The organism is Thiomonas sp. DCM-2 (genome assembly GCF_056820905.1).
This window is the reverse complement of the sequence record NZ_CM165962.1, coordinates 1-24,306: the sequence shown is the minus strand read 5'-3', so window position 1 is coordinate 24,306 and position 24,306 is coordinate 1. Positions and strand designations below refer to the sequence as shown.

Sequence of the window (24,306 nt, the reverse complement as noted above, 5' to 3'; positions counted from 1 at the left end):
CTCAACCGGGGAGGCAATGCGTCTGCCCAGGGGCGATGCAGGCGTCGACCTCGATCTGCACCGTGGCGTGCTCGACGCCCAGCGCGTCATGCAGGCGGCGATGCACCGCGCGCAAGGTGGCCTCCGATTCGGCCTGCGCGGCCAGGCGCACATGCAGGGTCACAACGGGTTCGGCGCCGTCGAGTGACCACACATGCACATGATGGGCGCTGGCCACGCCCGGCACGTCGGCCAGCGCGCAGCGCACCTGACTGGCGTTCACGCCCGGAGGGGCGCCCTCGAGCAACACATGCGCGCTGTCGCGGGTGAGATGCCAGCCCGAACGCAGGATGAGCGCCGACACCAGCAGCGACAGCAGCGGATCGGCCACGGTCCAGTTGAACCCCAGAATCAGCCCTGCCGCCAGTATGGCCGCAGCCGAACCCAGCAGATCGGACAGCACATGCAACCGCGCGCCGCGTTCGTTCAGCGATTCGCCCCCGGTCAGCGCGATGAGCGCGCCCAGATTGGCCAGACCGCCCACGGCGGCAATGACCAGCATCCAGCCGCCCTGCACGGTCTCGGGCTGCCACAGGCGATGCAGGGCCTCAGCGATCAGCCCAACGGTCAACAGCAGCAGCACCAATCCATTGACGAAGGCCGCCAGCGTCTGCCAGCGGCCGTTGCCATAGGTCAGCCGCGCATTCGGCGGGCGGGCGCTCAGGCGTATGGCCACCAGCGCCAACAGCAACGCGGTGCTGTCCGCAGCCATGTGCACCGCGTCGGACAGCAGCGCCAGCGAGTTCACCCACCAACCGCCGACCGCCTCGATGAGGGTGAAAATCAGCAGCACGGCCAGTGCCCAGCCCAGCCGATGCGCGCTGGCGCCGTGGGTCGGGTCATGGCCGTGATGCCCCGCATGATGGGCGTGCCCGTGATCGTGATGCGGATCGTGAGAATGCCCTGCATGCGCGCCGGGCGGGTGGTCATGTGACTGCATTCACACGCCCCACACCACCGGCGTATCCGCTTGCTGGCAACGCTTGAGCATCTGGATGAAGGGCCAGGCGCGTTGCTTCAGGCCAATGGGCTGCGCTGCAGACACCACCTGTCCGTCGGCTGCGGCCGATTCCATGGCCGCGTTGCGCGCCTGCTCCTCCGCCTCCACCGCCGCCTCCAGCGCGGCAATCGCGGCGGGCATTTCCGACGGTTCGATGATGCCCTGCGGTCCCGCCGACTTGCCGATGATGGACAGAATGCGTTCGGCCGGGCCGACATTCATGAACAAATCGCTGTCGGCCTTGGATTGAAATTTGTAAATCATGGATGGCTCCATTCAGGAGACGCCACTGCGCCGTCTCTGCGTCGCATTGTGCCCACTCAAGCGGCACGGCGCCATGCGGAGATCCAGCCAGAGCGGCTGTTCGCTCGCGTTGCGGAGCAGCAAGATCAACCGAAAAAGCGTCCCTGCACCGAAAAAACCCGGCACGGCGACTTGCTGCGACGCTTTGTCGCATGCCTTTGCCACCAAAGAGCAACATCTCCGCCTAGGGAATACCCCGACATTGCGCCAAATCAAAAAAATGAGATAAGTCGGCGCCTATTCTCGTGTCGTGTTCTTCGCGGCAGGCGCGCCATTTTGCGTCGCTCGCGGGCGAAGACCCACGCATCGATACAACAGGAGCGCCAAAATGATCGACACCCTCGTCGTGGATCTATCGCGGTGGCAGTTTGCCTCCACCGCGCTATACCACTTCCTCTTTGTCCCCCTCACCCTGGGCATCAGCTTCATGATCGCGGCGATGGAGACGGTCTACGTCACCACCGGCAAGACCATCTACCGCGACATGACCCAGTTCTGGGGCAAGCTGTTTCTCATCAACTTCGCCCTGGGCGTGGCCACCGGCCTGACCATGGAGTTCGAGTTCGGCACCAACTGGTCGTTCTACTCCAGCTTCGTCGGCGACATTTTCGGCGCTCCGCTGGCCATTGAAGGACTGATGGCCTTCTTCATGGAGTCCACCTTCATCGGCATGATGATTTTCGGCTGGAAGCGCCTGTCCAAGGGGCAGCACCTGCTGGTGACTTACCTCGTGGCCATCGGCTCCAACCTCTCCGCGCTGTGGATTCTGGTGGCCAACGGCTTCATGCAAGACCCGCAGGGCGCCGCGTTCAACCCGGTGACCATGCGCATGGAGCTGACCAACTTCGGCGCGCTGATCTTCAGCCATGACGCGCAGGCCAAGTTCGTGCACACCAGCATCGCGGGCTACGTGACCGCGGCAATCTTCGTCGCCGGCGTGAGCGCCTGGTACATGGTGCGCAACCGTCACATGGAACTCGCCCGCCGGTCCTTCCGCATGGCCGCGCTGTTCGGCGTGCTGTCCACTGCCGGTGTGATCACCCTGGGCGATGCGCTGGGCTTTGTCGGTGGGCATGCCCAGCCGTCCAAGCTCGCCGCCATGGAAGCCATGTGGCAAACCGAGCAGGCCCCGGCGCCCTTCAATGTGGTGGCCTGGCCGTCGCAGAGCGAGCAGAAGAACGTCTGGTCCATCCAGGTTCCCTATGTGCTCACCCCGCTGCTGACCCACACCATGTCGCAGGTGGTTCCGGGCATCGATCAGATCGAAGCCGACGCGGCAAAGCGCATCAAGAACGGCATTCCGGCGGTCGAGGCGCTCAAGGCGCTGAGCAAGAACCCGAAGGACGCTGCCGCCCTGGCGCAATTCAAGGCGCATGAAAAGGATCTCGGCTACGGCTTCCTGCTGACCCGCTACGCGCCGGATCAAGACGTCTCCAAGGCCACCGATGCCGACATCGCCAAGGCCGCCAAGGACACGATTCCGCAGGTCAACGTGATTTTCTGGACCTTCCGCATCATGGTCGGCTTTGGTCTGCTGATGCTCGCGTACTTCATCTACGCAACCATGCTGAGCATCAGTGGCAAGCTGGAGAAACCGCAAAACCGCTGGTTCCTCAAGCTGGCCCCCTGGATGATTCCCGTGCCCTTCCTGGCCTGTGAAATGGGCTGGATCGTGGCCGAAGTGGGCCGTCAGCCGTGGACCGTGTTCGGCATGCTGCCCACCTGGATGTCCGCATCCAGCCACAGCGTGGGCTACATGATCTTCTCGCTGGTGGGCTTCGTCTCGCTCTATTCCATCTTCATCGCGGTCGAGATGTTCCTGATGGTCAAGGCGATCAAGCAAGGACCGGAAGAGCACGGCACGCCGTCCACTCCCGTCATTCCCCAGAGCCGCAAACCCCAACCGTCGTTTGGTGGTGGTTTCGCCCCCAACCCGGCCGCTCCCATGAGCGCCCACAAGGAGTAAACAATCATGGACTTGTATCTCATTCTTCAGGTCTTGTGGTGGGTCCTGCTCGGCGTGCTGTTCGTCGGGCTGGGCACCATGGTCGGCATGGACATGGGCGTGGGCACGCTGCTGCGCTTCATCGGCAAGACCGATACCGAGCGCCGCACCATGCTCAACGCCATCGGCCCGCACTGGGACGGCAACCAGGTGTGGTTCATCCTGGGCGGTGGCGCGATCTTCGCGGCCTATCCGCTGATCTACGCCACCTCGTTCTCTGGCCTGTATGTGGTCATCCTGCTGCTGCTGTGGAGCATGATCGTGCGCCCGCTGGGGTTTGAGTACCGCAGCAAGCTGCCCTCGCCGGCCTGGCGCAACGCCTGGGACTGGACGCTGCTGCTCAGTGGCGCGCTGCCGATGATCATCTTCGGCGCCGCCATGGGCAACATGCTGATGGGCGTGCCCTTCCACTTCGAGTGGAATCTGCGCTCGATCTACACCGGCAGCTTCATCACCCTGTTCAACCCGTTCTCGGTCCTGGCCGGTCTGCTGTCGCTGTCGCTGTCGGTCTACATGGGCGGTGTGATGATGATGGGCCGCGCGCCCGAGCCGATCGCCGGCCGTGCCCGCGCCGCAGCAAGCTACGCGGCTTTGGCTGCCATCGTGCTGTTCGCGGTGCTGGGCGTCTGGGTCAGCATGATCAACGGCTACAAGATCGTCAGCTTCCCCGGCGCCGGTGTGCCGCAAACCCCGCTGCAGCAAACGGTTGAACTGGTGCCCGGCGGCTGGCTGTCCAACTACAAGTCCTATCCCATCCTCTGGGCGGTTCCACTGCTTGGCTTTGCCGGTCTGCTTTTCGGCTGGATGAGCGTGCGCAGCAACAAGCACACCCTGGCCTGGTGGCTGGGCGCGGTGTCGTGGATCGGCGTGGTCGGCACCATCGGCGTGTCCATGTTCCCCTTCCTCATGCCTTCGAGCTCCGATCCCTCGCAAAGCCTGACGCTGTGGAACTCCATCTCCAGTCAGACCACCCTGCTGTGGATGACCGGCTGGACCGTGGTGTTCGTGCCCATCATCTTCTGGTACACCAGCTGGGCGTTCTACGTCATGCGCGGCAAGGTCGATCCCCGCGAAATCGAGGCCGACCCGCACGCTTACTGAACAAGGACTCCATCATGAAGAACCTTCTCTACTTCCTGCTGTTTCTGACGATTGCGATGATCGCCATTGTCATCGGCGTGATCATCGGCGACTACGCGTCCTGGTACTTCGCCTGGATCGTCGGCACCGCGATGATCGTGCTGATCTCTGCGGCATCCGGCGCGTTTTTTGACGCGCAGGAAGACGACCGCCGCAATGGCGGAGCACCCCGCGGCGGTCACTGAACACCGCCACTGCGAAGGCGCTTTTCTCACCGAGCCTTCACCACGGGCCAGGGCGACCTGGCCCTTTTTCATGGACGCCATGCAATGAAAAGGCTGCTGCCTCTTGTGCTGTTCCTGCTGCTCGGTGCCGCGGTCATCGCCGCAGGCATTCTCCTCGGCAGCAATGCTTCCTGGTACTTCGCCTGGATATTCGGCACCGCGTTTTTCGTGTTGCTGCTGGCCGGGGCCGTGATCTGGTTCGAACGCCAGGACGCTGCCCGCTCGGATGCACCCTCGAGCAGCCCGGCCAGCGACCGCTCACTCTGACGTGCTCGGGCTCCAGAATGCCTGGTGGACCTGCGGCAGTCTGGACAAGCCCCCGACGATAGCATCGAGCGCCTCGCCATCCACCGAGGTGGCCATCAACGTCGCTTCGATTTCCACCTCCTCCTGCCCGAAGGCGTGCTGTTGCAATTCACGGATCGGGTAACCCGCAGCCTCCAGGGCCTGCTCGACGCGTTCCAGCGTCTTTTGGCGCTCGGCCTGCGCTGCAATCACATAGACGGTGTAAGTGGCTTCGACCGCCTCCGTGTCCAGAGGCTGGCGGTTCATGGCATTGACCAGTGGGCGCAACAGCGTGTTGGCCGCCAGCACGAACAAGGCGCCCAGACTCGCCTCGAAAAACAACATCGCCCCGCATGCGGCCCCGATCGCGGCCGATCCCCACAGCGTTGCGGCGGTGTTGATCCCGCGCACATTGCCCTCCTCGCGCATGATCACGCCCGCCCCCAGAAAACCGATGCCCGAGACGACGTAGGAGATCACCCGCACCGAACCGCCGTGTCCGTCGAGACGGTCGGCCATGTTGACGAACAACGCCGCACCGACGGCCACCAGCACATTGGTGCGCAGCCCTGCCGTGCGCTGCCGGTACTGGCGTTCATAACCCACGATGCCGCCGAGCACAAAGGCCATCAGCAGGCTGGCGAGGATCTGCACGCGGGGATCATTCCACTGGACGCTCATGCCGTGTCTCCGGGTTCAAAAGGCCAGATGCAGCCGCAACCCGGCGACCAGCGCGCTGGGATTGCTGCCTCCCGGATGCCAGAAGCGCTGCACATCGGGCTGCAACGCCACGGTCGGGGACACTTGCCAGGAATACACGAGTTCCAGCACCGTTTCCGGTGCGGGCGCGCGCAGATTCACCCGGCTCACACCCATGCTGAACTGATCCTGCGGCCGGCTGGCAAACGGCGCGGTGACCAGAACACCCGCCGCCACGAACTGCGTCACCAGATTGACGCGCGCCGGGGACGTGCCGGCCAGAACAAAAGCGCCCCATTGCTGGGTGCCGCGTGTCCAGCGGGTTTCGCCCACCAGGTATCCACCCGAGGTGGTCGGACCGATCGCCGGATCGCTTTGGCCGTAGTGCCAGGCGCCGAGCTTGAGGTCTTGCGTCGGCTGATCGCCCTGGGTCGCCGCCCCGGACCATTGCACCTCGCCGATCCACAGCGCTCCCTGGTGCAGCGCCTGGGCAAGCCCCGGCGGGTTGCCCTGCCAGACCCCGGCGCGTGCCGTCCAGTCCGGGCCGAAGCGCACTTCCGCCATCGCCCCAAGCCCCGGGTTCGGAAATGACGGGTCGTTGAAATTGGCAGTGAGATTCGGCGCCAGGCCGAAAGAGCTGTTTTGCAGCAGATCCGAAACATCGCTGGCCTCGAAATACTGGTTGAGGTCCATGATGCCCGCGCGCACCGCGGCCGCGCCCAGTTGCTGGCGATAGGTCAGTTGGTACACGCGCAAGAAATTGGGCGCCCATTCGTTGTTCGGGTATTGGATCGCCCCGGTGCGGCTGGGCAGATTGCCATCCGAGCGCACCCCCTCGATGCTGAACTCGATCAGACCACCGGGCCACCAGTGGGCGGCGCCCGTGTCCAGGCTCCCGCCCCACTGCAACAGCGCAGAAGATGCCGCGCGGCTTTGCAACCCACCCCAAAGATTGGCCTGGCTGCCCAGATCGAGCCGGCCCGATGTGCTCAGCGCCCCGTCGTCCGCGCGGGCGGTGGGAAGCACCGCACTGCCGAGCACGATGGCCAGCAGAACGGCATACAGCAGGAACAGATGAAATTTGCGCATGATGCGTCCTTCCTTCCCGATTCTGGATCGGGATCGTGACAGTTCGGACTGCAGCGCCGTGCGCGCCGCGCGCACGGCTGCCTGCGTGCGACGCGACGCGACACACGGGTTGCAAACGAGAGGAGATGGGCGGGCGGTGCGCGCCGCGCAGGGTCAGCCGGCGGCGCCGTGCGCGAAGGCCCAGACGACCACTGCGGTCATCACCACCACATAGACCCGCAGCCCCCAGAACACGGCTTGCTGCCGGGTTGTGAGCTGCACGCGCTGCACCGGTGCCAGGGGCTTCTCCCAGCCCTCGCGCTCGATCAGGCGGCGGATGTCGGCAGGATCGAATTCATGCAGAGGCTTCATGGCTCATCCTCCGAGGGCATGGGGAAACAAGGTGGCCACACCGTAGAGGCCGTTGCAGACGATCAAGCCCACCATGATCGCGATGGACACCGCATTGCGCCGCGGCGAATTGACCTGGTCGCCCATGAGCTCGCGGTCGTTGAGCAACATGAGCAGGAACAGCATGGCCGCGGGCATGAACACCGTGGCAATCACCTGCACGCTCAGGTTCAGAAACCCCAGGGGCAGATTCGGCATCATCACCGCGATGGCCGCCACCGCCGTGCCGAGGATCGCGGGCAGATAAAAGCCGATGGCCTTGCGCGGGGGCGCGTTGATCGAGCGATCGATGTCAAAGGCTTCGCCGATCGCCCAGGCGCTGCTGGCCGTAATGACGATGGAGGCGATCAGCCCGGCTTCCATCAGCCCCAGCGCGAACAGGGCCATCATGCCGTCGCCCAGTTTGCGGCGAATGCCGTCGAGCACCTCGGTGGCGTCCAGGTTCTGCACATTGGGCACGCCCTTGAGGGTTTGCGCCGCCAGGATGATGATGGCCATGGCCACCAGCACCATGCCGGCCACCCCCAGCATCAGATCGCGGCGACCTGCGCGAATGTCTTGCGGCAACAGACCCTTGTCCACGACGCAGGACTGTTGGAAGAACAGCTGCCACGGTGCGATGGTGGTGCCGATGTTGGCCGAGATCAGGATCAGGAAGGTGATCGACAGGAAGCCGCCCGGCACGATCCAGCCGTGGCCGACGAAGGTCTGCGCGACCGCATGCCAGTTCGGGTGCGACAACAAGGCAAGCGGCACGAAGATCAGGTTGAACGCCGCGATGAACAGCGAAATGCGCTCCCAGGTCCAGTACCGCAGAAACACCAGGACATAGGTGATGAACAGCAGCGAGGCCGGCACTGTCAGCCACGCCGACAGCCCCAGAGCCTGGCCGCCCAGGCGGATGCCGATGAACTCGGTCATCAGGGTCAACACATTGGCCACCACCAGGTCGATCAGCGAGAACCATCCCCAGAAGGCGCCATAGCGCTTCCAGATCAGCTCGGCGTGGCCGCACCGGGTGACCGCCCCCAGGCGCACGGTCATCTCCTGCACCACATAGGCGACGAAACCCAGAAGAATCATCATGGGCAGGAAGATGCCCAGCCCGTAGGTGGCGCCGGTCTGCGCGTAGGTCACGACGCCGCCGGCGTCGTTGTCTCCGAGCATGACCAGCACACCCGGCCCGATCAGGGCCAAGCCGAGTGCGAGTCGGGTCCGCCAGTTCGGCACGGCCCGGCGCAAGGCATCCAGATACAGACGGTCGCGAAGGCGCTGTTCCAGGTTCTCTGGCAGCGGGGGGCAGTCCGGACACAGCTTGGGATCGAGGGTCGCGACTTCGGCGTTCATGGCCGACCTCCCCGTTTCACGGTGCTGTGGCCCTGGGTTTGAGCACGATGCGCCAGGACGATGCCAACCGAGGCCAGGCGCACATCCATCAGGCTGATCGACGCGGTATCCGTTCCGGGAACGGCGCTGCGAGATGCGGCAGGCGCCTGTGCGCTGCGGCGAGGCTGCAAGCGGGCCAAGAGATTCTGAAAGACAAAAAACATGACTTCCTCCGTTCGTGCTGGACGGAACAACACACGATGCACGCAAGCACAGCCAACGCGGCTTGCGCGACAACTCACACGAAGAGGGGGGAGCACAAGGATGAGGAACTCATCCAGAGGCTACCGCCAGCCTGAGGGCGGCGGCAGCGGGAACAGGTCTGCTGTCGAAAGCCTTCAGGCGTTCACTTCACTGATCGACAACTGTCACTGTCCATGGGGTGGGGTTGAGCCGGAATACGGCCGAAAACGAAAACTGCAAGAGCTTAATTGGCGTGTTTGAGCAAGGTCAAGTGCAGCCTCACCCGGCCACTCGGGACGTGGTGCGGTCATGCAACAGGCAGATCAGTGAGTCGGCACGTGCGCCGAACTGTCTTACCGCCCAAATTCAGGGCCTCGCTGAGGGGCAATGTAAGTAGTCCCCCCTGCAAAACCCCTGCACCCCGCATGAATGCACACTTTGTTGTGTTTTTCGGTGCACCGAATCCCTTGAGAAACGTTATGGTGGAGGCGATTTTCTGAGGGATTTCTGGATGGCAACGCCCGACTTTTTCCGCAGCCGCATCGACGCGATGATCAACCTGGGCGACCCGCTGGCGGTGCTGGCCACACGACTGCCCTGGGCGCAACTGGAGGCGGCCATTGCCGAGAAGTTTGCGCGCCAAGTGCGCGCAGGCACCGTGGTCGAAGGCATGGACCTGTTCGGCCCCAATCAGGCACTTGTGGGTGCAGGCGCCAGTGCTGCGGGTCGTCCACGGCTGCCCCTGCGGCTGATGATCAGCCTGCTGTATCTGAAGCACACCTTCAACGTCAGCGATGAGGAACTGGTCGTGCGCTGGAGCGAGAACGTGCTGTGGCAGTTCTTCTCGGGCCAGGCGTACTTTGAACACCGCCTGCCGTGCGACGCGACCCAGGTCGGGAGGTTTCGCCGCGCCTTGGGGGAAGACGGCCTGGAAGAACTCCTCAAGGCCACCATCGACACGGCTGTGGCCACCCGCGCCGTGCAGCCCCAGGAGCTGCAGCGGGTGATCGTCGACACCACCGTGCAGGAGAAGGCCATCGCCCACCCCACCGACAGCCGCCTGCTGGAGATCGCCCGCCACAAGGTGGTGCGCAGCGCCAAACAAGCAGGCATCCCCCTCAAGCAGACCTACGCCAAGGAAGGCAAGGCCTTGCGCTTCAAGGCGGCAGGCTATGCCCACGCCAAGCAATTGCGGCGTCTGCAGCGCGTGATCAAACGCCAGCGCACGATCCTGGGGATTGTGCTGCGCGCGGTGCAGCGCACGCTTCAGGCGGCGGACTTTGTCCCGTCTTCCCCCAAAGCGCTGGCTGCGCTCCAGGAGTGGATGGCCCGGGCTGAAGCCGTGCGCACGCAGCAACCCAAAGACAAGAACAAACTCTACGCCCTGCATGCCCCGGAGGTGGAGTGCATCGGCAAGGGCAAGGCGCGCAAGCCCTACGAGTTTGGGGTGAAGACGGCCGTGGTGGTCTCGCACCAGCAGGGGCTGATGCTGGGGGCGCGCACCTTCCCCGGCAATCCCTATGACGGCCACATCCTGCATGCGGCACTGGAACAGGCCACCATTCTGATGCAGGACTGGGCCGTGACCATCCAACATGTCGTCGTCGATCTGGGCTTTCGCGGGGTGGATGCCGACAACCCGGGCCGGCACATCCTGCACCGCGGCAAGTTCAAGCGCCTGACTGCACAGCAGCGCACCTGGCTGCGCCGCCGCTCGGCGGTAGAGCCGGCCATCGGACACTTGAAGGCCGATCACCGCCTGGATCGCTGCTGGCTCAAGGGGGCGCTGGGCGATGCGCTGCACGCCCTGAGCTGCGCGGCGGGCTACAACATCAAATGGCTGCTGCGCGCCATCGTCCGTCTGGGCCTGGGCCCGGTTTTTTTGCGCCTGCTGCGCCAGGCGCTGGGGGGTGCGCGGGCGATGGGCGCCTCACCGCCCGCCCGCGGCCCCGCTTGGGCACTGGCCTGAGACTGTGGGCTCGCCGCCCCAATCCCGACGCGGCTGTCTCATGGGGTGGCGTTCCGTCCGGTTGGGGAACGGAAAACGAATTTTGCAGGGGCGACTAAGTAGCGTGCCCGCGTTTTTGCTGGGTGAGAAGGCCTGCGCTCCAGCCAGCCTCAACAGCCGGTATGGGTTGGTTTCGCCAGCGACCGCTCCTGGCCGACAGTTGTCGCTCGATGCCGTTCGCTGGATTTCACCCAGGGAAAGCAGGGGAAGGTGGTTGCTACCTTGCCGAGCGGCGTATATCCGAGGCCGCCCCACAGACTTCCATCAAGAGGTCATGGCCTTCGAACCACGGCCCGAGACCGGCGGCGCTGTCGAGGTGCCCCCGTTCGCCGAGCAGGCGGTAATCTGCGCCCCATGCCCGGGCAAAATGTTGGCCGCGTTCTACTGAGACATAGGGTAAGCGTTCAGCCAGCGGCGTGATTGCGCTCGAGCTATTGGGTGGGTAGATGCAGCAGCATCAGGCAGCAGTCTTCACGCGTCGGGCAGTGCGCCGCTGCACCGCCTTGGTGGTGTGCGATGGGCATACTGCTGCGACGCACTCGGTGAGGTTCACCGCTGCCAGAAGCATGAACATGATCGCATCGGTTTTCACGTCCAGCAGGTCGTGATCCTGCAGGCGGCTGTAGACGAACGCCAGCAGGTTGGGCTCGGCGTGGGAGTCGATCTGCTGCTGCAGCGCCTGCGCCTGCTGCAGCGTGGTCAAGCCGTCGAGGAAGAGCATCTTCGCCACGAGGCGGTCGAGGCAGCGATCTTGCAGATCCTCGCAGACCATCGGCCATGCATGTCCGCTGATCTTCATCGCCTGGTACACCACGAAGAGGATGTTGAGGATAATCTCGACCTGCTCCAGCCTGGCGCCCAGGCGCGGCAGGACCAGCACACTGGCAAGCAGCGTGGGCTGGTGCGCATGGATCTCGTCGGCGAGCGCCTCGCGCGCGCGCAGATCCATGCGGTCGACGGTGAGGATCGCCTGGGCAACAATGCGCGTGGAGATCCGCTGCGTCATCGGGGCGCGGCCCTGTCCAGGTCCGAGCACAGCGGGTCCTGCCCGAAGTGCTGCGTCCACAGCCTGGGGGTGAGTTCGACCACCCGGGACTGGGGATGTCGGCCCACGCGCTGCAACACGTCGACCAGATAGGTGTACGGGTCGATACCCTGCAGCACGCAGGTGGCGATGAGGCTTTGCAGGATGCCCACATGGCGTGCGCCGACCTCGCTCCAGCAGAACAGCCAGTTGCGCCGCCCCATCGGGATCGGACGCAGCGCGCGCTCGATGTGGTTCGTGTCGATGGGCACCGCCGGGTCATCGATGAACACTGACAGCGCTGCCCGTCGCTCTCGCACGTAGGCCAGCGCTTTGGTCAACGGATTGCTCGGCAGCAGGCCCTGCTGCGCGAACTGCTGCTCGACCCAGGCGAAGAACGCCTGCACCCGCGCCCGGCTGTGGGTGGCGCGATGCGCCAGCTTGGCCGCACCCTCCCACCCGGCGGCGCGGATCTCGGCCTCGATACGGTACAGCGCGGTGATGTGCTGCAAGGCTTGCGTGGCCGCCCGCGGCTCGGCGTCTTGCGCCTCGAAGAACAGGCGCCGCGCGTGCGCCCAGCACTGCGCGTGGGTGACTCCGGTCTGCCTCGCATAGCGGGCATAGGCCGCGTAGCCATCGCTCAGCAGCACCGTGCCACTGGGCAACTGTCCAAGAACTTGGCTCACATGCTCATGGCGGCGCGAGGCGAAGTGGGGGAAGCACACCTCGTCGTGCTCGCCATACACCGGCCAGAAGTACGTGCCCTTCATCTTCCCCGGCCCGGCGCGGCCGGCCTTGATCGGGGTCTCGTCCATCGTGATCACATGCCCGCCCAGGATCGAGGCCAGCTGCGCATCCACGATGGGCTCGAGCAGCGCCGCAGTCTGCTGCATGAGCTGGGTCAACCAGGCCCGGCTGAGCTTGAAGCCGGCATCGGCCAGCCGCTGATGCTGGCGGTACAGCGGCAGGTGGTAGCGGAACTTGTCCACCGCCATGCCGGCGACGAAACTCACGTCGGCGCGGCTGCCCTCGAACACGCTGGCCGGCGCCGGCGCGCAGTGCAGGGTCGCGGTGTCGAGCCGCTTGATCACCGGGCGCACGTACTTGAGCGCCACATAGGCGCCCGGGCGCTGCGCCAGGCGGTAGCTGACCTTCTCGCCGATGACCTCGTACTCCTCGGCACGCAACCCCTGCGCCTGGGCGCACGGCAGGTGGATGACCTGCACCTCGACCCGCTCGGCGTCGAAGAACGCCGTCGCGTCCTGGTCGCCAGCACAATCTGTCGTGCGTGCGCGCCGCGTGTGCCCGGCCACTTGGCGTCCAGCCTCGGGGGCTTGTGGCGGGATCGGCAGATCACCCAGAATCTGGCCGAGATGAAGTTGCTGCGCATCGGCCACGCTCTGCAGCCGTTCGCTCTTGCTGCCGAAGATCTGTCGCCTGAACCACGCCAGTTGCCGCTGCTGCTCAACGATGGTCTGCGCTTGCGATTGCAGCAACCGCACGAGAGCCTCAACCGCCATGCCCGCCACGATCTGGGCGGTATAGGTCTGCACTTGAGCGGGGTCTGCACGCATGAAAGCATTGTGCCCATGGCAAAGCCCGAAGGGAATCGGGCTTTGCCACATTGCAAAACCCGTTATCGCCACTCCACGTGTCGATGCCGCTTGAACTGCCGCGTCACCTGCAGCCCCTCGAGCAGGAGCTTGAGCGCGGTGAAGTCGATCTCGGCGCTGCGCTGCCCGCCCCAGTCGCGCACAAAGCGGCCGGCCTCCAGCCGTTTGCTCCACACGCACCAGCCGCTGCGATCGAAGTACAGCACCTTGATCTGGTCAGCCCGACGGTTCGCGAACACGAACAGATGCCCGCCCAGCGGGTCGACCTCAAAGCCCTGGCGCGCCAGCGCGTACAGCCCGTCGTAGGACTTGCGCATGTCGGCAGGCTGCCCATACAAGAAGACCCGGATGCGCCCCTCAGGAAAGAACATCAGCGGCGCACCAGATGCAGGCTCATGCCGCCGCCCAGGTCCAGCCGCAACTCCATGGGCGCATGCATGCCGCCGGTACCGACTTCGCCCAACTCGATGAACCCCGCGGCACGCTGCTCCATACGCCCAGTCTTGGCCGTCACGGGCGCAGCCTTCACCTTGCCCGACAGCCGCTCACGCCAGCGCCGATAGCTGCTCACACACACTCGCTCCTGCCGACAAAAGCTCTTGAGCGTCAGCCCCGAGGCCGGGAAACGCTCAATCACGTCGCGCCAGCACGCCTCGTCCAGGTGCCGCCGCCGCTTGACCTCGGCCACCTCTGCCGCGTCGTTCTCCATCTCGAATGTCTCCTCATCCCTGCGATGGGAAACATTCTTCGTGGGATCCGAAACGAACGAAAGAACGCCGCTGGCTTACCGGTTACGGTAGCGACACTGGTCGCGCTCGAATGGTCGGGGGTCATGAGTGGGAGCAATCGCCCAAAGTCTCAATACTTCCATCGAGAGATCCCGTCGGATCAGCATCGCTCCATCGTCCTGAAAGGACATGAGCGCTAGGTCAAACAGCGCATCCACATGTGGCGCCAGCATGAGTCCGTTGGCGCCATCAAGACGTTCGCGGTTGTCGCTATCTCTCCACGCCTTGATGTGGCTCGCGCGAAGCAACCTTTTGTCTGCGACGCGTGTCACGCGGCACTCTGGGTTGCGCAGCAGAACCTGGCTGCGAAAGATGCCCTGGCCGACCCGCGCTTGCACAAGCTGTGTGCGTTCGGTCTCTGCGAGCTCAGGCGCTCGCCTCAGACTTTCGATGTCATCCAGCGCTTGCGTGCTGAGCGCCTCGCCATCGACGTCATCCATCAGCAGGGTCGCCTGATCGGTCATATCTAGCATCGCAAGCAGAAGCCTTCCAAGAGCCTCCGGGATCTCGGCCAGATAGACGCTCTGGTTTCCATTGCCAGTCGCTGCCTGGATCGGGGAGTACTTCGTCGGCAACAACGGACCGATGAGTGCGAGATGCTCCTTCGGTCGAATTGCGGTCCTGGCATCCAGAAAAGACACCTGCAAGAACCAGCCCACGTCTGACCAATTGCTGCCTGTGCTGCCAAACTCGACAGGCTTAGGCGCCGTTGTGGCGCCTGCGCGCACCACCCCGACGGCGCCCACGGAGCCTCGAGCATACGAAAAGACGACATCGCCAGGCTTTGCCCGCGCCATGTTGTCGTAGGACTGATTTCGGGCGCCGTTCGCGTTGGCCTTCGGCGACTATAGGTAGTCTCCGCGAACCTCTTGATCGCGAGTCTGCTTGTGATTGACCCACCAATACGCCACACGCCCCCCCTTGAAGGACATCATTGCCCGACCACTGCTCTGTCAGGGTGTTTCCCTGCCATGGTCGGCGATAGCCTACAGGAGTCGAACTGCCAAGCAATGCTCGTTTGCGACGACTGCATCGCTCCGGGTTCCGTTGATCCCGGAAGGCTTGTTTCACACCGGGATAGCGGCCAGGCTGATGCGGAAGGAGGTGATCTCAGCGACCGTTGCCCTGTGCATTACGCCACCAGCGCAGGTGGCGCCCGGCGCCTGCTTTTGGCCGCCCTCCGGTCGACGGCTCAGCGTCGGCACCTCGGCCAGTGCTGACATTGGGGTGGCGCATGGCAACGGCCGCAATGCCCCACGTTGCTGACGTCGGTGGCGGCGGGCAGGTCAGCGTCTGGTTCCGGCGATGACGAAATTGCGCAATCGACCCACTGCCGACATTCAAATTTCGGTTTCAGGATGCCTGCACCAACCCCGCCTTCGCCGCTGCCACCACCGCACGGGTCAAGTTGCCCAACAAGGTAAAGGCAATTCTGGTCTGCTGCCAGTACAGTGGCACGTCAATTGGGCAATCGGGTTTGAGTTCCACCAGGTGCCCGCTGGCCAGATGTTCATGGACCAATGCCTCGGGGTGCATAGCCCACCCCATACCACCCATGGCGGCCATCACAAAGGCCTGGGCCGAAGGAACCGTGTGCCGAGGCATCTCGATCCGGTGGCCACACTGTCGTTCCACCCACCGCTGTTGCAACTCGTCCTTGGTGCTGAACATCAAACTGGGGGCGTTGGCAAGACTGTCTGCATCAACACCCTGCGAGAAATGTTGCGCGATGAACGATGGACTCGCTGCGGCCACGTAGCGCATGGAGCCCAATGACTGGCTGTTGCACCCCGCTGGGGGCTCCTCGGTAGCGGTGACGGCACCCAACACCTGCCCACTTCGCAACCACTGCGCGGTATGTCCCTCGTCATCGACCGCCATCTGCAACAACGCCGGAGCCTTGGCCGAGAACTCGATCATCGCTGGCACAAACCAGGTCGCTAAGCTGTCCGCGTTCACAGCCACGGGCACATTGACCCTTGCGGACCCCTCCTGCGCTACGGCGGGCATGGCTTGTTGAAGTTCGTGCTCCAGCAGGCGCACACGGTCGCCGTGTTGGCACAACAGGCGTCCCGCTTCTGTGGCCTGGCACGGCTGACCACGCGTCACCAAAGCACACCCCACGCGCTCCTCCAGCAAACGGATGCGCTGCGACACCGCCGACGGCGTGACGTGCAGGATCTTGGCCGCACGCTCGAAACTGCCTTCGCGCACCACGGCGACCAGGGCGAACAACGATGGGTAGTCCAACATGATTTAGAAGCGCTAACTTAAGTGAAGAAAAAGTAGTTTGTCTAATTCTCCTTGGACTGGCAAGCTCGGGACATGAATTTCATCGGAACGTCTCCCACTTTGATTTGGCCAGTCTTGGCGCAAGGACTGGCCCTCAGCTCTGGCCTGATCGTGGCCATCGGCGCTCAAAACGCCTTCGTCCTGAGGCAAGGGCTGAGGCGCGAGCACGTTGGCAGTGTTGTACTGTTCTGCGCAGTCGCAGATGCGGTGTTGATCATGGCGGGCGTGTTTGGCATGGCGCAGGCATTGGGGGAGCGTCCACAGTTGGTGCGTGCAATGGCACTGGCCGGTGCCGCATTCCTGGCCTGGTACGGGTGGAAGGCGTTGCAACGCATGCGCCAGAGTGAGTCCTTGCAGGCGGCTCGTGGCGCCGAGGGTTTGAGTGTAGGCTCGGCTGTGGGGCAAGCCGCAGCGTTCACGCTGCTCAACCCGCATGTGTACTTGGACACGGTGCTGCTGTTGGGCAGCATGGGCGCCCAACAACCGGCACCGTTGCAGGGTTGGTTCGTGGCCGGTGCCATCATGGCCAGTACGTTGTGGTTCAGCCTGTTGGGGTTTGGTGCGCGCTGGCTGGCGCCCTGGTTTGCCCTTCCGCGAGCGTGGCAGGTGCTAGATGGGCTCATTGGCATCACGATGTGGCTGCTCTCAGCTCTGATGCTTCGCCATGCATTGGCCGGCCTTTAGGAGGTCCGTATGTACCTACCGAAATACCATTCAATGACCGACAAGGCAGCGCTGCAATCGCACATTGAGCAGCACCCTTTGGGCGCGTGGGTCTGTACTGTTGATGACCGTCTGGTTGCCAACCACATCCCGTTTTTCCTGGACCGAGAACATGGCGCCAACGGTCTTTTGCTGGGGCACGTTTCCCGTGCCAACTCGGTGTGGCGGGGATTGGCCCGGGGCGTGCCTTCGGTGGTCATGTTCATGGGGCCAAACGCCTACATCACACCGGCGTGGTACCCCGGCAAGCAGACCCACGGGCAGGTGGTGCCCACGTGGAATTACGTGACGGTTCACGCCCATGGTGTCGCTCGCGCCATTGAAGAGCCCGCCTGGATTCTGAACATGCTCGAAAGGCTGACCCACTCGCAAGAGTCAACTCGCAGTAATCCTTGGCGGGTGGCGGACGCCCCGGCCCACTACATTGAAAAGCAGTTGCGTGCCATTGTGGGCATTGAACTCACCATCGACCATCTGGAGGGTCGGAACAAGGTCAGCCAGGACGAAGACCGCGAGGATCGGCTCGGCACAGTGGAGGGATTGATGCAGACCTTCGACGCACCGGCCCAGGTACTGGGGGGCATGGTGCTTCGTGAGTTGAAAATCGAAGAAGAACATGACCGTGAGAGCCAATGACTGGTTTTGGCCGACAGTTGTCGCTCGATGCCGTTCGCTGGATTTCACACGAGGAAAGCAGGGGAAGGTGTTGCTACCTTGCCGAGCGGCGCACATCCGAGTCCGCCCCACAGACTTCCATCAAGAGGTCATGGCCTTCGAACCACGGCCCGAGACCGGCGGCGCTGCCGAGGTGCTCCCGTTCGCCGAGCAGGCGGTAATCTGCGCCCCATGCCCGGGCAAAATGTTGGCCGCGTTCTACTGAGACATAGGGATCGTTGGAACTGGCCGCAACGATGGACGGAAATCTGAGGCGATGGAGCGGCATTGGCGCGAACCCGACGGTCCCCGGAGGGTAATTCGGACCCTCGACGTCGCTGGGCGCGACAAGCAAGGCTCCAGCGACCAGATTGCTGTCATGCGCCTGGCTCCAATGCGCCACGAGGCAGCACGCGAGTGAGTGCGCCACGAGAACCTTTGGATGTGGATCCGCCACGATCCGCGCATGCAGACGGGCCATCCAGTCAGTCAGGTGCGGAGTGTCCCAGTCCCCTTGGACCACGCGCTGGTAACCATGCATCGTTTCCCAATGGGTATGCCAATGCAAGGGCCCCGAGTTGCCTAGCCCGGGCAACAGAAGAATGGTGAGGGATTCCGTGGGGAGCGCATGTTCAGCCACTCCGCTGGGCACGCTGTCTGGTTTCTCTGTAGCCAAGCTGAATCTCCATTCTTCTTGAGCCGTCGCCCAACGATCAATCAATCTGCTGGATCACGACAGGTCTGGATCCGCAATCAGCCGCCGAGCTTGCCACTGGCCGGGGTGACTATTTCCTGCCGAATTGTGGCCACCACCACGGGGGGCGACCGGCGCCTGTCTTGGCCGACTGCCAGTCTCCTGAGTGCGAATCAAACTCGTTGCCATAGGGTGGCATCTTGGCTGGTTCCAGGAAAATCGCGATTCTCACCAGAATTTTCAGCCAGAAACTGACGAGAATTTCAGCAAGAACTGACAAGAATTGAGGTTCCCGACAACCTCACACATCCAGATTCGCCGCTCGCAGGGCGTTGGTTTCGATGAAATCGCGGCGGGGTTCAACTTCGTCGCCCATCAGCATCGTGAACACGCGGTCGGCCTCAATGGCATCGTCGATCTGTACGCGCAGCAGGCGGCGCACCGACGGGTCCATGGTGGTTTCCCAAAGCTGTTCGGGGTTCATTTCTCCCAGGCCCTTGTAGCGTTGACGGCCGACGGTGTTTTCGGCCTGGCGGATGAGCCAGTCCATGGCTTCGCGGAAGCTGGCAACAGTGGCTTCCTTGGCGTTGTCGCCGTTGCCGCGTCGCACGGTCGAGCCTGCGGCGAGCAGGCCGTGGAAGGTCTGTGCGGCTTGGGACAGCACGGCATAGTCGGCCCCATGCACGAAGTCGGCATGGAGCACGGTGGACTTGAGGTTGCCATGATGGCGGCGCACGATGCGAAGAAGCGGCTTTTCTGTGCGTGGGTCGATTTCGGCCAGCACCTGGGGCGCTTCTCCATGGTCGGTGTGTGCGGCAAGATAGGCGGCGAGCGCCTCGGCGCTGGCTTGCGCAGCATGATCGAGATCGATCACGACGCCGTCGACGATGGCGCGCAGGGCCTGCTCGTCCATGAACACGGCAAGGCGGGCGATGACGGCTTCGGCCAGTCCATGCTGGCGCGCGAGTTGCTCGAGGGTATCGCCTGACAGGGGCACCGGGGTATCGGGGCGGTGGATCGCGGCGTCTTTCAGCGCCACGCGCAGCAGGTAGGCGTCAAGCTCTGTGCCGTCCTTGAGGTATTGCTCGTCCTTGCCGTGCTTGACCTTGTAGAGCGGCGGCTGGGCGATGTAGATGTGCCCGCGTTCAACAATCTCGGGCATCTGGCGGAAGAAGAAGGTCAGCAGCAGGGTGCGGATGTGCGCGCCGTCCACGTCGGCATCGGTCATGATGATGATCCGGTGATAGCGCAGCTTGTCGATATTGAAATCGTCCTTGCCGATGCTGGTGCCCATCGCGGTGATGAGGGTGAGGATTTCGTTGCTTGTCAGCAGCTTCTCGAAACGCGCTTTCTCGACGTTGAGAATCTTGCCGCGCAGCGGCAGGATGGCCTGGAACTTGCGGTCGCGGCCCTGCTTGGCCGAGCCTCCGGCGGAGTCGCCCTCCACCAGATACAGCTCGCACAGCGCGGGATCCTTTTCCTGACAGTCAGCCAGTTTTCCTGGCAGGCCCAGGCCGTCCATGACGCCCTTGCGGCGGGTCATTTCGCGTGCCTTGCGCGCGGCTTCGCGGGCGCGGGCGGCGTCGATGATCTTGCCGCAGATGATCTTGGCGTCGGCAGGCGTCTCGAGCAGATAATCGGACAGCGCCTTGGCCACCAGATCTTCGACCGGCCCGCGCACTTCGCTCGAGACCAGTTTGTCCTTGGTCTGGCTGCTGAACTTGGGGTCAGGCACTTTCACAGACAGGACGCAGGTGAGGCCTTCGCGCATGTCGTCGCCGCTGATCTCGACCTTGGCTTTTTTCGCCAGCTCGTTGTCGTCGATGTATTTATTGATCACCCGCGTCATCGCGGCGCGCAGGCCGGTGAGGTGGGTGCCGCCGTCGCGCTGCGGAATGTTGTTGGTGAAGCACTGCACGGTCTCGGCGTAGCCGTCATTCCATTGCATCGCGACTTCCACGCTGATGGTGCTGCCGACTTCAGACACCTTTTCCGCCTGGGCGTAAAAGATGTTGGGATGCAGCACGCTCTTGCCGCGATTGATGTATTCGACAAAGCCCTTCACCCCACCAGAGAAGGCGAAGTTCTCTTCCTTGCCTTGGCGCTCATCGACCAGCCGGATCTTGACGCCGTGGTTGAGAAAGGACAGTTCGCGCAGACGCTTGGCCAGCACTTCGTAATGGAAGTCGACCGTGGTGAAAATCTCGGCGTCTGGGAGGAAGTGCACTTCCGTGCCACGCTTGTCGGTCTTTCCAGTCACAGGAGCGACCGAGACTTCGACCCCGTCAATGATCTGCGTCTTCCGGTTCTGCAGGGCGCCGCGCGCGAACTCGAGGGTATGCACCTCGCCATCGCGCCGAACAACCAGCCGCAGCCACTGCGACAGCGCGTTCACGCAGCTCACGCCCACACCGTGCAGGCCACCAGACACCTTGTAGCTGTTCTGATTGAACTTGCCGCCAGCGTGCAGCTCGGTCAGTGCGATTTCCGCTGCGCTGCGTTTGGGCTCGTGCTTGTCATCCATCTTGACGCCCGTGGGAATGCCCCGGCCGTTGTCGGCCACGCTGATGGAGTTGTCGGAATGGATGGTGACGGTGATGTCATCGCAAAATCCGGCCAGCGCTTCGTCGATGGAGTTGTCCACGACTTCGAACACCAGGTGGTGCAGGCCGGTGCCGTCCGAGGTGTCGCCGATGTACATGCCGGGACGTTTGCGCACCGCTTCGAGTCCCTCCAGGATTTGAATGGAATTTTCGCTGTAGCTGTCGTTCTTCGGTTCGTTCATCAGAGACTTTCAATGCAGATTCCGTGGAAATCCATGGAAATAAAAGCAGATACGTAAATTTTTCGACTGTTCTGGTCAGATCCGCATGGGCATGACCACGTATTTGAAGTTGGGTTCATCGGGCATGGTGAACAGCGCGCTGCTGTTTCCATCCTGCAATTCGAGACGCACCTGCTCTGTGGGCATATTGGCCAACGCGTCGATGAGATAGGCGATGTTGAAGCCGATTTCGATGGAGTCCCCTCCATAATCGATGTCGATCTCTTCCTGCGCCTCTTCCTGCTCAGCGTTGATGGAGGTCAGGCGCAGCAGACCGGGCTCCAGGTTGACGCGCACGCCCTTGAACTTGTCATTGGTCAGAATGGCCACCCGCTGCAATGCCGATTGCAGCGTGGTGCGCTCGACCAGCAGCATGTTGCGGTGGCCTTTGGGCACCACGCGCTGATAGTCGGGGAACTTGCCTTCAATGAGTTTGCTGGTGAATTCCAGGCCGTCCATGGTCAACCGGGCCTGGTTGCTGGCCAGGGCAATGTCGATCATCGCCTCGTCGTCATCTCCAAGGAGACGAGAGAGTTCCAGCACGGTTTTACGCGGCAGAATGATTTCTCGGCGGTCCACGGCCGTTTCAATGGCGGCGGTTGCCAGGGTCATGCGGTGACCGTCTGTGGCCACCAGATGCATCTGTCGCCCCTCCGCGACCCACAGCATGCCATTGAGGTAGTAGCGGATGTCATGCTGGGCCATGGCGAAATGCGTCAGGCCAAGAAGACGCTTGAGCAACTTTTGCGGCAGGCGCAGCACCTGATCGCTGAAATCGGTTGCCGCGCGCACCAGTGGAAAGTCTTCTGCCGGCAGAGTTTGCAGGCTGAAACGACTTTTCCCGGCCCGCACGGTCATCTTTCCGTCTACCCATTCCAGCGTGACCGTTCCTGCCGCGGCTGCACGCAGGATGTCGAGCAGCTTGCGCATATTGACCGTCACGGCGGCGGCGTCCGCCCCTGTCTGAACAGCCTCCCCCCCCTGAAGTCGAATCTGGACTTCCATGTCGCTGGTGGTGAATCGCGTGCCTTGGGCATTGTGCTCAATGAGCACATTGGCAAGGATCGGCAGTGTTTGACGACGTTCGACGATGCCACCGCCTTGCCCCAACAGCTTGAGCAGTTCATCACGGGAAGAAGTCAATCTGTTCATTCTTTCTTTTCCTTTATTCAGAATAGAAATGATAGTAAGGGGTGGCTTGTGCTGTGGATAAGACACGAAGTGCTGAAAACATGCGGGCTGCAGCGGGCTGCATGTTTGTGGACAAGTGGCGGTCTGAGAAAGGATGGTCTGGAACAACTTGAAGGCTGATGTACAGAACGCCGAGTTGTCCAGAAATGCTCCACATGCTGTGCAATGACTTGTTCTTTTGCGGTGTCTTGAGCAGATTGGGGTCGCTCGTGAAAGGATCCGGCAGATTGGCAGGCGCTCAGGCCTTCAAGGTCTGCTCCAGGACGTGAAGCTGCTGGTTGAGTTCCTGCAGCTTGGTGCGCTCCAGGCCGATTTTCCTGACGGCGTGAAGCACCGTGGTGTGATCGCGCCCGCCGAAAAGTTCGCCGATTTCCGGCAGGCTCTTGTGCGTGAGTTCCTTGGCCAGATACATCGCGATCTGGCGCGGGCGTGCAATGCTGGCCGGGCGCTTTTTGGAATACATGTCCGCGACCTTGATCTTGTAGAAATCGGCCACGGTTTTCTGGATGTTCTCCACCGACACCTGACGGTTCTGCAGCGAGAGCAAATCCTTGAGCGCTTCCTTGGCCAGGCTGATGGAGACGTCCTGCCCGCTGAAGCGGGCGTAGGCCAGAATCTTGCGCAGCGCGCCCTCGAGCTCGCGCACGTTGGAGCGCACATTCTTGGCAACAAAGAATGCCACTTCTTCCGGCAGATGCATCAGCTCGGCATCGGCCTTGCGCAGCAGGATGGCCACGCGCATCTCCAGTTCGGGCGGCTCGATGGCGACCGTCAGCCCGGAGTCGAAGCGCGACACCAGGCGCTGATCCATTTCACGCAATTCCTTGGGGTAGGTATCGCTGGTGAGAATGATCTGGGAACGCTTGGTGATGAGGGCCTCGAAGGCGTAGAAAAACTCCTCCTGCGTCTTGTCCTTGCCGGCGAAGAACTGCACATCGTCGATCAGCAACAGATCCAGCGAGTGGTAATAGCGCTTGAATTCCTCGAAGGCCTTGCGCTGGTAGGCACGCACCACTTCACTGACGAACTGCTCGGCCTGCAGATACCGAATGCGGGCGCCCGGTTGCTGGGCGAGCAAGGCATTGCCGACCGCGTGCATCAAATGGGTCTTGCCCAGGCCGACTCCGCCGTAGATGAACAATGGGTTGTAGGAGCGTCCGGGGTTTTCCGCGACCTGAATGGCAGCAGCGCGGGCGAGCTGGTTCGCCTTGCCGGTGACCAGGGTTTCAAAACTCAGCATGGGATTGAGCCGAGAGCGCTCCAGCGCGTCGGCTTCCAACGTCTCTTTTGCTGCCTGAGTCTGGAGTGCATCTTGCGCCCCAGCGTGTGCGCCTTCTTGAGAGGTGCCATTGCGCTTGCCGTCGTGCGACGAGGCATGCGCTGCCTGCGCGCCGTCATGGCCTTGCTGCACGCCATGCGCGCTGCTGTGATGCACGGCGGCGCGGGCCGGTGCCTTCTGCACAATGAAATCAACCTGAACCGGGTGTCCCATGATGTGGCTGAGCGATTCGGTGATGCGGGCCGCGTACTGCGAGCGCAACCAATCGAGCTTGAAGCGATTGGGCACATGCAGAACGGCCGTGCTGCCATCTTCGCTCCAGACGGGGGCGGACAGGGGTTTGATCCACGCAGCAAATTGTTGATCGGGAATGACTGTCGCCAGGTGGGCGCAGCACTGCTGCCAGGAATGTTCGTGAGTCATGCAGAAACTGGGTGAAGAAAGAGGGAACCGATGGGAATGCTGGCGGTCGG

The 24,306-nt window shown here is 62.9% G+C and carries 24 protein-coding genes; 7 read left to right on the top strand and 17 right to left on the bottom strand.

Going from position 1 to position 24,306, the window contains the following annotated elements; all coding sequences use genetic code 11:
• Position 1: 1 nt before the first annotated feature.
• Both AC1ZQA_RS00120 and AC1ZQA_RS00115 read right to left on the bottom strand, forming a co-directional pair.
• Positions 2-979 (bottom strand): cation diffusion facilitator family transporter, encoded by a 978-nt coding sequence (locus AC1ZQA_RS00120; protein WP_482677833.1) that lies wholly within the window; start codon positions 977-979, stop codon positions 2-4.
• Positions 980-1,303: a DUF1840 domain-containing protein gene (locus tag AC1ZQA_RS00115; protein WP_482677832.1), complete on the bottom strand. Its 324-nt coding sequence runs from the start codon at positions 1,301-1,303 to the stop codon at positions 980-982.
• A 367-nt stretch (positions 1,304-1,670) separates the two neighbouring features.
• Here AC1ZQA_RS00115 and AC1ZQA_RS00110 point away from each other — a divergent pair, with 367 nt between their 5' ends.
• The 4 genes from AC1ZQA_RS00110 (at position 1,671) to AC1ZQA_RS00095 (ending at position 4,978) form a co-directional block, all read left to right on the top strand.
• Positions 1,671-3,308 (top strand): cytochrome ubiquinol oxidase subunit I, encoded by a 1,638-nt coding sequence (locus tag AC1ZQA_RS00110; RefSeq protein WP_482677831.1) that lies wholly within the window; start codon positions 1,671-1,673, stop codon positions 3,306-3,308.
• A 6-nt stretch (positions 3,309-3,314) separates the two neighbouring features.
• Complete coding sequence (cydB, locus tag AC1ZQA_RS00105) at positions 3,315-4,448, top strand: cytochrome d ubiquinol oxidase subunit II (RefSeq protein WP_482677830.1); 1,134 nt, start codon at positions 3,315-3,317, stop codon at positions 4,446-4,448.
• Between the two features lie 14 nt (positions 4,449-4,462).
• The gene (locus AC1ZQA_RS00100; RefSeq protein WP_482677829.1) at positions 4,463-4,672 is read left to right on the top strand and encodes a hypothetical protein; all 210 of its coding nucleotides are present in this window, start codon (positions 4,463-4,465) and stop codon (positions 4,670-4,672) included.
• Between the two features lie 84 nt (positions 4,673-4,756).
• A complete protein-coding gene (locus AC1ZQA_RS00095; protein ID WP_482677828.1) occupies positions 4,757-4,978 on the top strand; it encodes a hypothetical protein in 222 nt (73 codons plus the stop codon).
• Here the strand turns inward: AC1ZQA_RS00095 and AC1ZQA_RS00090 are convergent.
• The 4 genes from AC1ZQA_RS00090 to AC1ZQA_RS00075 all read right to left on the bottom strand — a co-directional run bounded on the left by AC1ZQA_RS00090 (position 4,970) and on the right by AC1ZQA_RS00075 (position 8,521).
• A complete protein-coding gene (locus AC1ZQA_RS00090) occupies positions 4,970-5,677 on the bottom strand; it encodes an MgtC/SapB family protein (RefSeq protein ID WP_482677827.1) in 708 nt (235 codons plus the stop codon). The genes AC1ZQA_RS00095 and AC1ZQA_RS00090 overlap by 9 nt on opposite strands.
• A 15-nt stretch (positions 5,678-5,692) precedes the next feature.
• Entirely contained in the window at positions 5,693-6,784 is a 1,092-nt protein-coding gene (locus AC1ZQA_RS00085; RefSeq protein ID WP_482677826.1) for a carbohydrate porin, read from the bottom strand.
• A 153-nt stretch (positions 6,785-6,937) separates the two neighbouring features.
• On the bottom strand, positions 6,938-7,135 hold the full coding sequence (locus AC1ZQA_RS00080; RefSeq protein ID WP_427944404.1) for a hypothetical protein: 198 nt from the start codon (positions 7,133-7,135) through the stop codon (positions 6,938-6,940).
• Positions 7,136-7,138: 3 nt separating this feature from the next.
• On the bottom strand, positions 7,139-8,521 hold the full coding sequence (locus AC1ZQA_RS00075; protein WP_482677825.1) for an NRAMP family divalent metal transporter: 1,383 nt from the start codon (positions 8,519-8,521) through the stop codon (positions 7,139-7,141).
• Between the two features lie 733 nt (positions 8,522-9,254).
• On the opposite strand from AC1ZQA_RS00075, the gene AC1ZQA_RS00070 reads away from it, so the two are divergent.
• Positions 9,255-10,712, top strand: a complete 1,458-nt coding sequence (locus AC1ZQA_RS00070) for an IS5 family transposase (protein ID WP_482677102.1) — start codon at positions 9,255-9,257, stop codon at positions 10,710-10,712.
• Between the two features lie 256 nt (positions 10,713-10,968).
• Here AC1ZQA_RS00070 and AC1ZQA_RS00065 read toward each other — a convergent pair whose 3' ends face one another.
• The 7 genes from AC1ZQA_RS00065 to AC1ZQA_RS00035 all read right to left on the bottom strand — a co-directional run bounded on the left by AC1ZQA_RS00065 (position 10,969) and on the right by AC1ZQA_RS00035 (position 16,429).
• Positions 10,969-11,163, bottom strand: coding sequence for an alpha/beta hydrolase (locus tag AC1ZQA_RS00065; RefSeq protein ID WP_482679356.1), 195 nt, complete (start codon positions 11,161-11,163; stop codon positions 10,969-10,971).
• Between the two features lie 45 nt (positions 11,164-11,208).
• Entirely contained in the window at positions 11,209-11,757 is a 549-nt protein-coding gene (locus AC1ZQA_RS00060; RefSeq protein WP_482676860.1) for a hypothetical protein, read from the bottom strand.
• Positions 11,754-13,349 (bottom strand): IS66 family transposase, encoded by a 1,596-nt coding sequence (gene tnpC, locus AC1ZQA_RS00055; RefSeq protein WP_482676861.1) that lies wholly within the window; start codon positions 13,347-13,349, stop codon positions 11,754-11,756. Before tnpC ends, AC1ZQA_RS00060 begins: the two co-directional genes overlap by 4 nt.
• 62 nt (positions 13,350-13,411) lie before the next feature.
• Entirely contained in the window at positions 13,412-13,759 is a 348-nt protein-coding gene (tnpB, locus tag AC1ZQA_RS00050) for an IS66 family insertion sequence element accessory protein TnpB (protein ID WP_482676862.1), read from the bottom strand.
• Positions 13,759-14,097 (bottom strand): IS66 family insertion sequence element accessory protein TnpA, encoded by a 339-nt coding sequence (gene tnpA / locus AC1ZQA_RS00045; protein ID WP_482676863.1) that lies wholly within the window; start codon positions 14,095-14,097, stop codon positions 13,759-13,761. The genes tnpB and tnpA overlap by 1 nt, the downstream gene beginning before the upstream one ends.
• 75 nt (positions 14,098-14,172) lie before the next feature.
• Complete coding sequence (locus tag AC1ZQA_RS00040; RefSeq protein ID WP_482677824.1) at positions 14,173-14,817, bottom strand: HNH endonuclease; 645 nt, start codon at positions 14,815-14,817, stop codon at positions 14,173-14,175.
• Between the two features lie 712 nt (positions 14,818-15,529).
• Positions 15,530-16,429 carry a LysR family transcriptional regulator ArgP gene (locus AC1ZQA_RS00035; protein ID WP_482677823.1) on the bottom strand — a complete coding sequence of 300 codons (900 nt, stop codon included), beginning with the start codon at positions 16,427-16,429 and terminating at the stop codon, positions 15,530-15,532.
• A 72-nt stretch (positions 16,430-16,501) separates the two neighbouring features.
• Between AC1ZQA_RS00035 and AC1ZQA_RS00030 the strand changes: the two genes are divergently transcribed.
• Together AC1ZQA_RS00030 and AC1ZQA_RS00025 are read left to right on the top strand one after the other, a co-directional pair.
• On the top strand, positions 16,502-17,152 hold the full coding sequence (locus AC1ZQA_RS00030; protein WP_482677822.1) for a LysE/ArgO family amino acid transporter: 651 nt from the start codon (positions 16,502-16,504) through the stop codon (positions 17,150-17,152).
• 9 nt (positions 17,153-17,161) lie between these two features.
• Positions 17,162-17,827, top strand: a complete 666-nt coding sequence (locus AC1ZQA_RS00025) for an FMN-binding negative transcriptional regulator (RefSeq protein ID WP_482677821.1) — start codon at positions 17,162-17,164, stop codon at positions 17,825-17,827.
• Between the two features lie 73 nt (positions 17,828-17,900).
• Here the strand turns inward: AC1ZQA_RS00025 and AC1ZQA_RS00020 are convergent, their stop codons facing one another.
• From AC1ZQA_RS00020 to dnaA, 4 genes are all read right to left on the bottom strand, one after another.
• Positions 17,901-18,485 carry an RBBP9/YdeN family alpha/beta hydrolase gene (locus AC1ZQA_RS00020; protein WP_482679355.1) on the bottom strand — a complete coding sequence of 195 codons (585 nt, stop codon included), beginning with the start codon at positions 18,483-18,485 and terminating at the stop codon, positions 17,901-17,903.
• Positions 18,486-18,840: 355 nt separating this feature from the next.
• The gene (gyrB, locus tag AC1ZQA_RS00015; RefSeq protein ID WP_482677820.1) at positions 18,841-21,324 is read right to left on the bottom strand and encodes a DNA topoisomerase (ATP-hydrolyzing) subunit B; all 2,484 of its coding nucleotides are present in this window, start codon (positions 21,322-21,324) and stop codon (positions 18,841-18,843) included.
• Between the two features lie 75 nt (positions 21,325-21,399).
• Positions 21,400-22,515: a DNA polymerase III subunit beta gene (gene dnaN, locus AC1ZQA_RS00010; RefSeq protein ID WP_482679354.1), complete on the bottom strand. Its 1,116-nt coding sequence runs from the start codon at positions 22,513-22,515 to the stop codon at positions 21,400-21,402.
• Positions 22,516-22,792: 277 nt separating this feature from the next.
• The gene (dnaA, locus tag AC1ZQA_RS00005) at positions 22,793-24,256 is read right to left on the bottom strand and encodes a chromosomal replication initiator protein DnaA (RefSeq protein WP_482677819.1); all 1,464 of its coding nucleotides are present in this window, start codon (positions 24,254-24,256) and stop codon (positions 22,793-22,795) included.
• Between the last annotated feature and the right edge of the window lie 50 nt (positions 24,257-24,306).